This window comes from Thioalkalivibrio nitratireducens DSM 14787 (assembly GCF_000321415.2).
Lineage (GTDB): Bacteria > Pseudomonadota > Gammaproteobacteria > Ectothiorhodospirales > Ectothiorhodospiraceae > Thioalkalivibrio > Thioalkalivibrio nitratireducens.
In genome coordinates this window covers 3,544,195-3,557,500 of record NC_019902.2, presented here as the reverse complement: position 1 = coordinate 3,557,500, position 13,306 = coordinate 3,544,195, and the positions used below count along the sequence as shown (strand labels likewise).

The 13,306-nt window shown below is 65.4% G+C and carries 12 protein-coding genes, 2 rRNA genes and 1 pseudogene (1 of these 15 cut by a window edge); 9 read left to right on the top strand and 6 right to left on the bottom strand.

Going from position 1 to position 13,306, the window contains the following annotated elements:
* Both TVNIR_RS16290 and rrf read left to right on the top strand, forming a co-directional pair.
* Nucleotides 1–702: ribosomal RNA gene (locus TVNIR_RS16290) — 23S ribosomal RNA — on the top strand (it extends 2,178 nt beyond the left edge of the window).
* 100 nt (nt 703–802) lie between these two features.
* Nucleotides 803–918: ribosomal RNA gene (gene rrf / locus TVNIR_RS16285) — 5S ribosomal RNA — on the top strand.
* 273 nt (nt 919–1,191) lie between these two features.
* Here rrf and TVNIR_RS16280 read toward each other — a convergent pair.
* The 3 genes and pseudogenes from TVNIR_RS16280 to dapA form a co-directional block, all read right to left on the bottom strand.
* Nucleotides 1,192–1,957: pseudogene (locus TVNIR_RS16280) on the bottom strand (MBL fold metallo-hydrolase).
* A 67-nt stretch (nt 1,958–2,024) separates the two neighbouring features.
* On the bottom strand, nt 2,025–3,173 hold the full coding sequence (gene bamC / locus TVNIR_RS16275) for an outer membrane protein assembly factor BamC (protein ID WP_043739855.1): 1,149 nt from the start codon (nt 3,171–3,173) through the stop codon (nt 2,025–2,027).
* A gap of 5 nt (nt 3,174–3,178) precedes the next feature.
* Complete coding sequence (gene dapA / locus TVNIR_RS16270; RefSeq protein ID WP_015260174.1) at nt 3,179–4,063, bottom strand: 4-hydroxy-tetrahydrodipicolinate synthase; 885 nt, start codon at nt 4,061–4,063, stop codon at nt 3,179–3,181.
* Nucleotides 4,064–4,218: 155 nt separating this feature from the next.
* Here dapA and TVNIR_RS16265 point away from each other — a divergent pair, with 155 nt between their 5' ends.
* The 3 genes from TVNIR_RS16265 to TVNIR_RS16255 are packed head-to-tail and all read left to right on the top strand — an operon-like array spanning nt 4,219 to nt 6,740.
* Nucleotides 4,219–4,773, top strand: coding sequence for a glycine cleavage system transcriptional repressor (locus tag TVNIR_RS16265; RefSeq protein WP_043739854.1), 555 nt, complete (start codon nt 4,219–4,221; stop codon nt 4,771–4,773).
* 50 nt (nt 4,774–4,823) lie between these two features.
* Complete coding sequence (locus TVNIR_RS16260; RefSeq protein ID WP_015260172.1) at nt 4,824–5,291, top strand: peroxiredoxin; 468 nt, start codon at nt 4,824–4,826, stop codon at nt 5,289–5,291.
* A 30-nt stretch (nt 5,292–5,321) separates the two neighbouring features.
* Nucleotides 5,322–6,740: a PhoH family protein gene (locus TVNIR_RS16255; protein ID WP_015260171.1), complete on the top strand. Its 1,419-nt coding sequence runs from the start codon at nt 5,322–5,324 to the stop codon at nt 6,738–6,740.
* A 174-nt stretch (nt 6,741–6,914) separates the two neighbouring features.
* Here TVNIR_RS16255 and dxs read toward each other — a convergent pair whose 3' ends face one another.
* The 3 genes from dxs to xseB form a co-directional block, all read right to left on the bottom strand.
* The gene (gene dxs / locus TVNIR_RS16250) at nt 6,915–8,831 is read right to left on the bottom strand and encodes a 1-deoxy-D-xylulose-5-phosphate synthase (RefSeq protein ID WP_043739853.1); all 1,917 of its coding nucleotides are present in this window, start codon (nt 8,829–8,831) and stop codon (nt 6,915–6,917) included.
* A 124-nt stretch (nt 8,832–8,955) separates the two neighbouring features.
* Nucleotides 8,956–9,834 (bottom strand): (2E,6E)-farnesyl diphosphate synthase, encoded by an 879-nt coding sequence (gene ispA / locus TVNIR_RS16245; protein ID WP_015260169.1) that lies wholly within the window; start codon nt 9,832–9,834, stop codon nt 8,956–8,958.
* Nucleotides 9,835–9,846: 12 nt separating this feature from the next.
* Nucleotides 9,847–10,137 carry an exodeoxyribonuclease VII small subunit gene (gene xseB / locus TVNIR_RS16240; RefSeq protein WP_043739852.1) on the bottom strand — a complete coding sequence of 97 codons (291 nt, stop codon included), beginning with the start codon at nt 10,135–10,137 and terminating at the stop codon, nt 9,847–9,849.
* A 194-nt stretch (nt 10,138–10,331) separates the two neighbouring features.
* Between xseB and TVNIR_RS16235 the strand changes: the two genes are divergently transcribed.
* The 4 genes from TVNIR_RS16235 (at nt 10,332) to TVNIR_RS16220 (ending at nt 13,249) form a co-directional block, all read left to right on the top strand.
* Entirely contained in the window at nt 10,332–10,751 is a 420-nt protein-coding gene (locus TVNIR_RS16235; RefSeq protein WP_015260167.1) for a rubrerythrin family protein, read from the top strand.
* Nucleotides 10,752–10,836: 85 nt separating this feature from the next.
* Nucleotides 10,837–12,183 (top strand): heterodisulfide reductase-related iron-sulfur binding cluster, encoded by a 1,347-nt coding sequence (locus TVNIR_RS16230; RefSeq protein WP_015260166.1) that lies wholly within the window; start codon nt 10,837–10,839, stop codon nt 12,181–12,183.
* Nucleotides 12,184–12,210: 27 nt separating this feature from the next.
* Complete coding sequence (locus tag TVNIR_RS16225; protein WP_015260165.1) at nt 12,211–12,519, top strand: encapsulin-associated ferritin-like protein; 309 nt, start codon at nt 12,211–12,213, stop codon at nt 12,517–12,519.
* Nucleotides 12,520–12,655: 136 nt separating this feature from the next.
* Nucleotides 12,656–13,249 (top strand): DUF3501 family protein, encoded by a 594-nt coding sequence (locus TVNIR_RS16220; protein WP_015260164.1) that lies wholly within the window; start codon nt 12,656–12,658, stop codon nt 13,247–13,249.
* Nucleotides 13,250–13,306: the final 57 nt, after the last annotated feature.

The following is a 13,306-nucleotide window of genomic DNA, read 5'->3' as shown; positions in this document are numbered from 1 at the left end:
AGGCCCGTGATCCGGGTCGGGGACCGTGTGTGGTGGGTAGTTTGACTGGGGCGGTCTCCTCCCAAAGAGTAACGGAGGAGCGCGAAGGTACCCTCAGCGCGGTCGGAAATCGCGCAACGAGTGCAAAGGCATAAGGGTGCTTGACTGCGAGACAGACACGTCGAGCAGGTGCGAAAGCAGGTCTTAGTGATCCGGTGGTTCTGTATGGAAGGGCCATCGCTCAACGGATAAAAGGTACTCCGGGGATAACAGGCTGATACTGCCCAAGAGTCCATATCGACGGCAGTGTTTGGCACCTCGATGTCGGCTCATCACATCCTGGGGCTGAAGCAGGTCCCAAGGGTATGGCTGTTCGCCATTTAAAGTGGTACGCGAGCTGGGTTTAGAACGTCGTGAGACAGTTCGGTCCCTATCTGCCGTGGGCGTCGGAGATTTGACAGGATCTGTCCTTAGTACGAGAGGACCGGGATGGACGTACCTCTGGTGTTCCGGTTGTCACGCCAGTGGCACTGCCGGGTAGCTATGTACGGAAGGGATAACCGCTGAAAGCATCTAAGCGGGAAACCCACCTGAAGATGAGATCTCCCTGGGACTTCGAGTCCCCTGAAGGGCCGTTGAAGACCACAACGTTGATAGGCTGGGTGTGGAAGCGTGGTAACGCGTTAAGCTAACCAGTACTAATTGCCCGTGAGGCTTGACCATATAACACCCAAGGAGTTGGGCGAGTCTCGAGTTGACACACTGCCTAGAATGCATTCCAGAATTGGAGCCTGCGTGGATAACGTGTGCTCCAGCCAGTTTGTCTGGCGGCCATAGCGAACAGGAACCACCCGATCCCATCTCGAACTCGGAAGTGAAACTGTTCAGCGCCGATGGTAGTTTGGGGCCTCCCCATGTGAGAGTAGGTCACCGCCAGGCATTTACCCGAACCCGGGCGCTGTCACCAGCGTCCGGGTTTTTTTTGGCCTGCGCAGTTGAGCCGGACGGACGAGCCGGTCGGAGTGGAAGGCGCGTGAGCTGGGCAGCCACTGGCGCCCTGGCGCAATTGCACCCAGGTCCGTGCGCGGGCGGCTGGGACTTTTCGGTGCCAGAGTTGCGGCAACAGAAGGTTGGCTTGAACCGAGAGTGGGCGACAAGACTCGCTGCCGTTGCGTCGCACTCTCCCGGCAGCGCACGGGTCGTTACGCATCGTCAGCGCAGTTCGCGCCAGCCGAAGCCGTCTTCCTGGGTTGCGATCTCGGTGTCCTCGGGAATGCATCCCAGGCCGGCCGCCAGCGCACGGCGTGCCAGGTCCGGGCGATTGTTGGTTTCCGAGAGGTGCATGCCGAGCACGTGCTGCAGTCGCTGGCGCTCCATCGTGCGGAGAAGCTCCTCGGCTTCGGCGTTGGCGAGGTGTCCGTAGGGGGCCCCCGACACGGCGTTTGAGGGCGGGCGGATACGGGCCGTGAGCCAGCAGATGGGCATCGTGGTTGCATTCGAGCAGCAGGCCGTCGACGCCGTCGATGTGTTCGCGGACATGGCGGGTGGCGTGACCGAGGTCGGTCAGCAGTGCTAGCCGCGACGCACCGTCCGAGAAAACGAATTGGCAGGGTTCGCGCGCGTCGTGCGGTACGGTAAAGGATTGGATCTCGAGGTCGGCGATCACGAAACGCTCGCCCGCCTGGAATTCCTGAACGCAGGGGTAGCGGCTGTCTCGTGCCCCTAGCCGAGTGCCCGGGGTCAGGTAGGCCGGCAGCGCATGCCGGCGACAGAACGCTGCGCTGGATCCGATATGGTCGGAGTGTTCATGTGTGAGCAAGACCGCGTCGAGTTCGGTGGGCGCGACGCCGAGGCGGTCGAGGCGTCGCGTTGCTTGCTGCACCGAAAAGCCGCAGTCGACGAGGATCCGGGTGCGCCCGGCCTGTATCAGCAGTGCGTTTCCGGACGATCCGCTGCCCAGCGAAGCGAACCGGATCATGCGGCGCGGCGGCGAGCCGCCAACACGGGAGCTGTCATGTGGCCGTGCGTCTGCCCGTGCGAAATGTTCAGCGCAGCTGGGGCTGGATCAGTTCCAGGACGAAGCGTGCATCCCGGTCACGGATGCGTTCACCCTCGATCGATAGCGCCTCGATCTGCAGGTCGCGCCCGTGCTCGATCATGCGGACCTGGAAGCGTTCACCCTGGCGCCGGTCTTCGCCGCGGCCGAACCGGAACACGCGCCGGAGCAGACCGGGGCGTTCCGCTTCCCCGCCGTCCGCGACATCGGGGCGGTAGGTGACCAGGAAGGTTCCGTCGCGCCGGTCGTGCTCGTCCACCAGCAGTCCGGTACGGTCGAGGGCGAGCCCCAGGCGTCGCCAAAGTGCGTCGGGTTCTCCCCTGAGCACGAGGACCGAGCGGCCGTCGCGCTGGACCAGGTCGACCTGTCCGGTGCGTTCGAAGTCGGTTTCCTCCACGCGCGTGCGCCCTTCGGGCGCTTCGCCGGTCGTCAGGAAAACGAGCAGCCGGTTCAGCATCTCGGCCTCGAGTTGCGGGTCGGGATCGCTCATGACCCAGCGCATGCCCTGGCCGTCCGGGTCGCCGTGCTCGACTGCTCCCCGGTGCGCGATGAACACCTCGGTGGCGCCGTTCAGGCGGTCGACCCGGAGCCGGTACTGGTCGCGTGTGCCGGCATCGTACAGGGTACCCAGCGCGCGCGAGATCAGCCCCTGGGTGAGCCCCAGCGGAATTCCCGCCCGGTCCTCCGCCCATTCCGTTTCCATGATGCCCACGGTGGGTTCGTCACGGGACAGCGCGAGGTTCTGCGTGCGCCAGAACTCGCGCAGCCGCGGCCACAGCGCCTCGGGCTCGGCCTGCACGACCAGCCAGCGCATCTGGCCGTCTCTGCGCAGCTGCACCTCGGGGCTCTCGGGCAGAATCGGACGGTCGCGCGCCACTGCGCCGGGTCCAGTCCGGAGATCGCGATCGAGCTCCCGCGCGCTTACGCGCTCGCCGGGAGCGTCCGGAATCCGGTAGGCGCGCTGCATGTCGGGCGCGAGAAGGTCAGGGGGAACCTCAAGCGAGTCGATCTGCCGGCTGGCCTCGTAGCGTGGGCCGTCGGTGGTGGCGGGGCCTAACCCTGCGCAGCCGGAAAGCGCCAGCGCAACGGCCGCGGCCAGTAGACGGTGGGGCAGCTTGAGGGCGGGTGATGGTTTCATGTTGTTCAGGAGTCCAGGGCGATTCCAGCGCGGCGCATCGCATCCAGCACCGGCGTGTGAAAGGGTTCTGACAACGGCGTCAGCGGCAGGCGAATCCCTTCGGGAATGAGTCCCAGACGGGCGGTGGCCCATTTTACCGGTATCGGGTTGGCCTCCAGGAACAACGCATGGTGCAGCCCGTCGAGGCGGTCGTTGATTTCGCGGGCGCGGTCGGTATCGCCCGCGAGTGCGAGCATGCACATCTCGTGCATCAGGCCGGGGGCGACGTTGGCGGTGACCGAGATCACGCCCTGTCCGCCGGCCAGGAGGAATTCCAGCGCGGTCGCATCGTCGCCGCTGTACAGTTCCAGGCGGCCGCCTACGCGTTCCACGAGTTCCCGCGTCCGTTCCGGGCTTCCCAGAGCTTCCTTCAGGCCGACGATATTGGGCACTTCTGCGAGTCGCTCGACGGTCTCCGGCAACAGGTCCACCGCGGTACGGCCCGGGACGTTGTAGAGGATCTGCGGAATCTCCACGGCTTCGGAGACCGCGCGATAATGGCGGTACAGGCCTTCCTGAGTCGGCTTGTTGTAGTACGGGGTGACGAGCAGGCAGGCGTCGGCGCCGGCCTCGCGCGCGCATCGGGTCAGTTCGATCGCTTCCCGGGTAGCGTTCGCGCCGGTACCGGCAATGACCGGCAGGCGGCCCTGCACGTGTTCGACCACGCGCGCAATCACGTCGCAGTGTTCGTCGAAGTCGAGGGTGGCCGATTCGCCGGTGGTGCCGACCGCGACAATGGCATCGGTGCCGGCTTCGATGTGCCAGTCGACGAGTCGCGTCAACGACTCGTGGTCGATGCTGCCGTTGAGTTGCATCGGTGTGACCAATGCGACCATGCTGCCTTGAAACATTGCCCCCTCCGGGTACTCCAATGTTGCAGTCTACCGGTGTGGGAACAGGGGGTTCAAGAGACCATCGAATCCGCGTAGTCCGGCCATAGGCGGCGTTTGCGCCGGGTCCGCAAGGTGATATGTTGCCTGCCTGTCCCGCTGCTTGTGTTGCCGTCATGTCCGATTCCCAGGGCGCAGTCCCCGCCACGCACCTCGTCATGGTTCTGATCGGCGCCGATCGGCCCGGCCTGCTCGAGCAGGTGGCGCGGTTCGCGATGGACGCGGGCTGCAACCTCGAGGACAGCCGGATGTCGGTACTGGCCGGGGTCTGCTGCATCAGCATGGCCGTCAGCGGCAACTGGAAGACCCTCGGAAAGCTCGAGAGTCGGCTGCCAAGGCTGGAGGCGGATACCGGGTTCAGCCTGATTGCGAGGCGCGTGCAGCCAGGGGAGGCGCCCGGGCAAGCGATGCCCTACACCGTCGATGTCGTCGCCCTGGATCAGGTCGGAATCGTGCACGCACTGGCCGAGTTCTTCACCAGTCGCGGCGTGAACATCCGGGACATGCATACCCGTGCGTTTCGCGCGCAGCAGACGGGTACCCGCATGTTTTCTGCGAATCTGGTCATCGACATCCCGGCCGAGCAGCACCTTGCCAGCCTGCGCGGCGATTTCCTGGATTTCTGCGACGACCTGAACCTCGATGGCGTACTGGATCCCATCAAGGGCTGAAGGTCCGCCATGGACCATCGTTTACCCCTCCTTGTCCCGAAGGAATTGCCATGAGTATTGCAGTTGACCAGACCGTTCCTGCCGACCTGCGTCTGCCGGCGACCGGGGACCAGTCCCTCGCGCTCGGTGATTTCGCCGGGCGGCGCATCGTGCTGTATTTCTACCCCAAGGACAGTACACCCGGCTGTACCAGCGAAAGCCGCGACTTTGCCGAGCACCAGGCCGATTTCGACGCCGCCAACGCGGTGATCCTGGGTGTCTCCCGTGACAGCCTCGCCAGCCACGAGCGGTTCCGCAGCCGGGAAGGCCTGACCTTCGACCTGCTGAGCGATACCGACGAAGCCCTCTGCGAGGCCTTCGGTGTCATCAAGATGAAGAACATGTACGGCAAACAGGTACGCGGGATCGAGCGTTCCACCTTCCTGATCGACGAACACGGCGTACTGCGCAGGGAGTGGCGCAAGGTCAAGGTGCCGGGGCATGTTGCCGAAGTCCTGGCCGCGGTGCGCGAACGGTAGACGAGAGTGCCAAGCCGCCCCGGAGGGTCCATGGCCAAGAAGGAGATTCGCAGCAACCGCCTGTTCGTGCTCGACACCAACGTGCTGATGCATGATCCGACTGCGCTGTTCAGGTTCAAGGAGCACGACATCTTCCTGCCGATGGTGGTGCTGGAGGAACTCGATCGCAGCAAGAAGGGAGTCTCCGAGGTCGCCCGCAACGTGCGCCAGGTCAGCCGCTTCATCGACGAGCTGACCCAGGACGCGACCCATGAGCAGATCGGGCAGGGGCTCCCGCTGCATGCGCAATCCCTGGCCGACGCGAGCTTCCATGCCAGTGGGCGCCTGTTCTTCCAGACCCGCGCGATGGCTGCGCAGATCCCCGAGACGCTGCCCGGATCGACCCCCGACAACACGATTCTGGCGACGGCACTCGCGCTGCAGGGCGAGCATCCCGATGCTGATCTGACGCTGGTCTCGAAAGACATCAATCTGCGCATCAAGGCGGCGGTACTCGGCCTGCATGCGGAGGATTACTTCAACGACCAGGTGTTGGACGACGTCAGCCTGCTGTATTCGGGTATGGCGGAACTGCCGGCGGATTTCTGGGAATCGCACGGCCGGGAGATGGAGTCCTGGCAGGAAAGCGGTCGCACCTACTACCGCGTCAGCGGCCCGCTGGTCGTGCAATGGCACCCGAACCAGTTCATCTACCGTGACGGTGACACCCCGATCCAGGCGATCGTGCTGGAGCTCGACCATCAGGCCGAGACTGCGGTGATCGAACTCCTCGACGATTACCTGCATCCGCGCCACACCGTCTGGGGGATCAATGCCCGCAACCGCGAGCAGAATTTCGCGCTGAACCTGTTGCTGGATCCGGAGGTGGACTTCGTGTCGCTGGTGGGTGCGGCGGGCACTGGCAAGACACTGCTCACGCTGGCGGCCGGCCTTGCGCAAACCCTCGAGGACAATCTCTACAAGGAGATCATCATGACCCGGGTCACGATCCCGGTGGGCGAGGACATCGGCTTCCTGCCAGGCACCGAGGAAGAAAAGATGACGCCCTGGATGGGGGCGCTGATGGACAACCTGGAGGTGCTGACCCGCACCGAGGGCGGAGGTGACTGGGGCCGTGCCGCGACCAACGACGTGATCCAGAACCGGATCAAGCTCCGGTCGCTGAACTTCATGCGCGGCCGCACGTTTCTGAACCGCTTCATCATTCTCGACGAGGCGCAGAACCTGACCAGCAAGCAGATGAAGACGCTGATCACGCGCGCGGGGCCGGGTTCGAAGGTCGTTGCGCTGGGCAACATCGCGCAGATCGATACGCCGTACCTGACCGAGACCACCTCGGGGCTGACCTACGTCGTCGACCGTTTCCGCCACTGGACGCACAGCGGTCATGTCACCCTGACGCGCGGAGAACGCTCGCGGCTCGCCGACTACGCCTCGCGCCATCTCTGAGTCGAGACCGCGCGGTCGATCGCCCTCCGGGGGCGTCCCGCCCGGCGATCCGCGCGGCCGTCTCCGCGTCCCGATCGTCGCCGTGCAGGTGCAGGCACCGGCCCGGATGCGAGCGCGCCCCACGGGCCTGCGCGCCGACAGTCGGTATCCGGCGGCGCCAGGTGGCGGCAAAGGCTAGCCCTGGCTGCCGCCACGGGAGCGAGGGGGCGCTGGCGCCGCTTCGCCGCCCGGGCGGTCTTCCGTGCCTGCCGCACCCCGGATGGCCCGGAGGATTCCCTGCGCATCCAGCCCATAATCTGACAGCAAGCGCTTTCTCGGGCCATGCGGGGTGAAATGGTCGGGCAGGCCCAGCGTCAGGCAGGGCGTCGCCAGTCCGTGTGCGGCCAACGTTTCGAGCACCGCGCTTCCAGCCCCCCCGGCCAGCGCGTGGTCTTCGAGGGTGACCAGGCGCTCGTGGGTGCGCGCCAGCCGCTCCAGCAACTCGGTGTCGAGCGGCTTGATGAAGCGCATGTTGACCACCGTCGCATCGAGTGCCTCGCCCGCCTCCAGCGCCGCTTGCAGCAGCGGGCCGAAGTTCAGCAGCGCGATGCGCCGTCCGCTGCGCGCGACCGCCGCCTTGCCGATCGGGAGCGGATCGAGACCGGTACCGGGTGTCGTCCCGGGGCCGCCCCCACGCGGGTAGCGGACCGCCGCCGGGCCGGCGCAGGCGAACCCGGTGCTCAGCATCTGCCGGCACTCGGACTCGTCGGCCGGGGCCATCAGCACCAGGTTCGGGACGGTCCGTAGCAGGCTGATGTCGAACACGCCGGCATGGGTGGGGCCGTCCGGCCCGACGATCCCGGCGCGATCGATCGCGAACAGCACCGGGAGGTTCTGCAGCGCGACGTCGTGGATCACTTGGTCCAGTGCGCGCTGCAGGAAAGTCGAGTAGATCGCGACCACCGGGTGCAGGCCTTCGCAGGCCATGCCGGCCGCCAGCGTGACCGCGTGCTGTTCGGCGATGCCGACGTCGAAGTAGCGGTCGGGGAACTCTTCGGAGAAGCGCACCAGGCCCGATCCCTCGCGCATGGCCGGCGTGATCCCGACCAGCCGCGCATCCGCCCGGGCCTGGTCACAGAGCCAGTTGCCGAATACCTCGGTATACGTCGGCGGCTTCGGCTGCGCTGCGGCAGGGATCCCGGCATCCGGACTGAACTGCCCGACTCCGTGGTACCGGCAGGGATCGTCCTCGGCGGGCGCGTACCCGTGGCCCTTGCGGGTGACGATGTGCAGCAGGCGCGGCCCGTGCAGATCCCGCAGGTTGGACAGCATCGCCACGAGCCCGTCGACGTCGTGTCCGTCGACCGGTCCGAAATAGCGGAAGCCCAGTTCCTCGAACAGCGTGCCGGGCATGATCATGCCTTTCACGTGCTCCTCGGCGCGCTGGGCAAGGGCCCGGACCGGCGGCACGTAGTCGAGCATCTTCTTCGAGCCTTCGCGAACGCTGCAGTACAACCGCCCTGAGAGCAAGCGGGCGAGATACTGGCTCATCGCGCCGACATTGGGCGAGATCGACATCTCGTTGTCGTTCAGGATCACCAGCAGGTCGCAATCGAGTTCGCCGACATGGTTCAGGGCCTCGAAGGCCATGCCGGCCGTCATCGCGCCGTCCCCGATCACCGCGACGTGCCGGTGTTTCGACCCCGCGCGTGCCGCGGCCAGTGCCATCCCGGCGGCCGCGCTGATCGAAGTGCTCGAATGGCCGGTGCCGAAAGCGTCGTACTCGCTCTCGTCCCGCTTCGGGAAACCGGCGATGCCGTCGTACTGGCGCAGCGTCGCCATGGCGTTGCGGCGCCCGGTGAGGATCTTGTGCGCATACGCCTGGTGTCCGACATCCCAGACGATGCGGTCGCGCGGAGTGTCGAACACGTAGTGCAGCGCGATGGCGAGCTCCACGGTTCCGAGGTTGGCCGCGAGGTGCCCGCCGGTACGCGCCACCGTGTCGATCAGGAACTGCCGCAGTTCCAGTGCGATTTGCTCGAGTTCGGAGGCCCTGCAACGGCGCAGGTCCGCGGGCCAATCGATCGAATCGAGTCGCGGGGTCCCGGACATGTTCAACCCGGGCGCCGCGTCGCTGCGGCAGGGCGAACCCCAACCGGTGCCTGCCACGCCCCGGGCCGCTTTCGCGGGTTGCTGCGCGTGTACCCGTTTCGCTCGAACATCGGTCGGCCCGGAATCAATGCATTCGCTCCACGATGTACCGCGCAAGGAAGCGCAGCAAGTCGGCCTCCGTTCCAAAGGGTTGCAGGCTGGCCAGTGCCTCGTCGACCAGTTCGGTCGCCCGATGCCGCGAGGTCTCCAGGCCCAGCAGTGAGGGGAAGGTTGCCTTTTCGAGCAGGCTGTCCGCACCGCAGGCCTTGCCGAGCAGTTCCGGATCCCCCTCGACATCGAGCACGTCGTCGCGAATCTGGAACGCGAGGCCGATGCAGTCGGCGTAGATCCCGAGCCGCGCCTGCGTCGATGCATCCGCGTGACCTGCCTGAGCCGGCAGCAGCACCGACGCCCGGATCAGTGCGCCGGTCTTCAGCCGGTGCATGGTTTCGAGGTCCGTGATGTCCAGCGACCGGCCCTCCGAGGCGAGATCGATCGCCTGGCCTCCAGCCATGCCGCGAATGCCCGAGGCGTGCGCCAGATCCCGCGCCAGCACGAGCCGGGTGTCGGTGTCGAGGCCGTCCCCGGCATCGAGCAGCGTCGCGAACGCAAGCGCCTGCAGCGCATCGCCGGCCAGAATCGCGGTGGCCTCCCCGTAGACCTTGTGGCAGGTGGGCTTGCCGCGGCGCAGATCGTCGTCGTCCATGGCCGGCAGATCATCGTGGATCAGCGAGTACACGTGGATCATTTCGACCGCAGCCGCGATGGGGTCCAGGGATGCCTCCGGCGCCGCTACCGCTCGTCCCGTCGCGTAGACCAGTAATGGCCGCAGCCGTTTGCCACCGCCCAGCGTCGAGTAGCGCATCGCGGCGATCAATTCGGGAACCGGCGCCTCCGCGGAATCGAGCATCCGGTCCAGAAACGCTTCGATGCGCTTCTGGTACGCTTCGATCTGGCTGTTCACGTACGGCCGCGATCAGAACGGGACATCGTCGGGATCGGCAATATCCGGAACTTTTGTGGAGTCATTGGGGTCCGAGGCTGTGTCGGTGGGGGCAGCGGGGCGGTCGACCGAGCTCGCGATGCGCTGCTGTGCATCGTCGAGGGCCGTCTGGCAGGCCCGCACCAGTTCCATGCCGCGTTGATACTCGCGCAGGGCCTCTTCGAGCGGCATCTCGTCCGTCTCCATGCGGGCGACGAGCTGCTCGAGGGCATCCATGGCCGCCTCGAAGCCGGCCGGGGTCTCGGGAGGGGGAATCTCTGGCATGATCCGCGTAGGTATGGGCGATTGAAAAAGGTACCGAATCCGAAGCCCCCTGGGAAGCGGGATGCACCGAAGCGGAGGTTGACAACCGTTTAGACCGGGTCTAAAGTCTCCGCACGGTTTAGACACAGTCTAAATTCCGTGCCTGCCACCGGCAGGCAGCGCATACCCACTCAGTCCAACAGAGGAGAACCACGATGGATCTGAAAGGCAGCAAGACCGAGAACAACCTGAAGGAAGCCTTTTCCGGCGAGTCCCAGGCCAACCGCCGTTACCTGTACTTCGCATCCAAGGCCGACGTCGAGGGCTACAACGATGTCGCGACGGTGTTCCGTTCGACCGCCGAGGGCGAGACCGGTCACGCGCATGGCCACCTCGAGTACCTGGAGACCTGCGGTGATCCGGCCACCGGCCTTCCGTTCGGCGGCACCCAGGCCAACCTGAAGACGGCCATCGCCGGCGAGACCCACGAGTACACCGACATGTACCCGGGGATGGCCAAGACCGCCCGCGACGAGGGCTTCGACGAGATTGCCGACTGGTTCGAAACCCTGGCCAAGGCGGAGCGTTCGCACGCCAACCGCTTCCAGAAGGCGCTGGACAACCTGGACGCCTGATCGGCTTCGGGAGACCGCATCGGGCGGGACCGGTTCAGCCGGTCCCGCCCCCTGTCAGTGAAGACTCCAGGCCTGGGAGAAACGCATGTCCGCGCCGACGCAGAACAAACGTGAAGGCAGTCTAGAAGCCCCCACCCGCCATCCGCTGGACTGGCGCAACCCCGATTTCTACGATGAAGGCTCGCTCTTCGCCGAGATGGAGCGCGTCTTCGACATCTGCCATGGCTGCCGCCGCTGCGTGAGCCTGTGCAACTCATTCCCCACCCTGTTCGACCTGGTCGACGAGTCCGAGACCATGGAGGTGGACGGGGTGAAGAAGGACGACTACTGGAAGGTCGTCGACCACTGCTATCTCTGCGACCTGTGCTACCTGACCAAGTGCCCGTACGTGCCGCCGCACGAGTGGAACGTCGACTTCCCGCATCTGATGCTGCGCGGCAAGGCGGTGCGCTTCAAGAAGGAAGGCGCGAAAACCGCGCACAAGCTGATGTCCAGCACCGACCTGATCGGCACGCTGGCCGGCATCCCGGTGGTGGCGCAGACGGTGAACGCGGTGAACCGCAACGGGGCGGCGCGCAAGCTGCTGGACAAGACGCTGGGCGTGCACCCCGAGGCGAGTCTGCCGAAATACCACAGCCGCAAGGGCCGCAAGCGCGCCGCGCAGGTGGCCGCGGCGGTGTCCGCCCCGGAGGCGGTGAACGGCACGACCGGTCGCGTAGCGCTGTTCGCTACCTGCTATGGCAATTACAACGAGCCCCATATCGTCGAGGACCTGGTCCAGGTCTTCAATCACAACGGCATCGAGGTCACGCTGCTCGACAAGGAGCAGTGCTGCGGGATGCCCAAGCTGGAACTCGGCGATCTCGAGGCCGTGGCGGCCGCGAAGGATGTCAACGTTCCCGCGATGAAGCGCGTGATCGACCAGGGCTACGACATCGTCGGTCCGGTGCCTTCCTGCGTGCTGATGTTCAAGCAGGAACTGCCGCTGATGTTCCCGGACAATGCCGACGTGCAGGCGGTGAAGAAGCGAATCTTCGACCCGTTCGAGTACCTGATGGCCCGCCACGCCGGCGGCAGACTGAAGACCGACTTCCCGCAGCGCCTCGGCAAGGTGGCCTATCACGCAGCCTGCCACTTGCGGGTGCAGAACATGGGCCTGAAGACGCGCGACCTGCTGAAGCTCGTGCCCGGTACCGAGATCGACGTGATCGAGCGCTGTTCCGGACACGACGGTACCTACGGGGTGAAGACCGAGTTCTTCGAAACCGCGACCAAGATCTGCCGTCCGGTGGTCAGCCGGGTGCAGAAGGCCGAGGCGGACCATTTCTCCAGCGACTGCCCGATGGCCGGGCACATGATCGAGAATGGCCTGAAGGACGGGCGCGAACCCGAACATCCGCTGACCCTGCTGCGCAAGGCGTACGGCCTGTAACCGAATCCGACCGAGGAGACCCGATTCATGTCGAGTGACGGATATCACGAACCCGTAGGAGAGCTGAGCGACGACAGCCGGGAACTGCACCGGGCGATCGTGTCGCTGATGGAAGAGCTCGAGGCCGTCGACTGGTACCAGCAACGGGTGGATGCCTGCAAGGATCCGGAGCTGAAAGCGATCCTCGCGCACAACCGCGACGAGGAGATCGAACACGCGGCGATGGTGCTGGAATGGATTCGCCGCAAGAACCCGGTGTTCGACAGGGAACTGCGAGACAACCTGTTTTCCGACAAGGATTACACCGACATCGGTCACCACGATCACGACCATTGACGAGCGGGGCAGGGCGTCTGAGCTGGTCACCGCAACCGGGAACCGCTCGGGGCGTCCGGCTGTGCCCGAAGACACGTTTCAGGAGCGAAGGCGCGTGCCGCCCGCCCGAACCGGACCCAGACTCTGGAGGTAGACTGTGAGCAAGTTGAGCCGAGACGACCTGTATTCGCTGGAGAAGTACTCGGAACTGCGTCCGGGCTTCCGGGCCGAAGTGATGCAGCACAAGAAGAACCGCGTGCTGCAGGTTGGTCCCAACGTGACGCTGCATTTCGAAGATCGCAAGACGATGCAGTACCAGATCCAGGAGATGCTGCGCGCGGAGAAGATCTTCGATGCGGCCGGCATCCAGGACGAACTGGACGCGTACAACCCGCTGATCCCGGACGGCACCAACTGGAAGGCGACGATGATGGTCGAGTTCCCCGACATCGACGAGCGCAAGGTGGCGCTGGGGCGGCTGATCGGGGTCGAGGACAAGACTTACGTGCAGGTCGAAGGATTCGACAAGGTGTACCCGATCGCCGACGAGGATCTCGAGCGCGACACCGAGGACAAGACCTCGTCGGTGCATTTCCTGCGTTTCGAACTGACCGCCGAGATGATCGCCGCGGTGAAGAAGGGCGCAAATATCGCGGTCGGCGTCGAACACGAGCACTATGCTCACCGGGTCGATGCCGTGGCGCCGGCGATGCGTGATTCCCTGGCCGCCGACCTCGCGGCCGCCAGCTGATTGCCTCCACCCCGGCGGGCGGCTTCGCCTGGCGCTTTTTCTTGCACCACGAAGAGC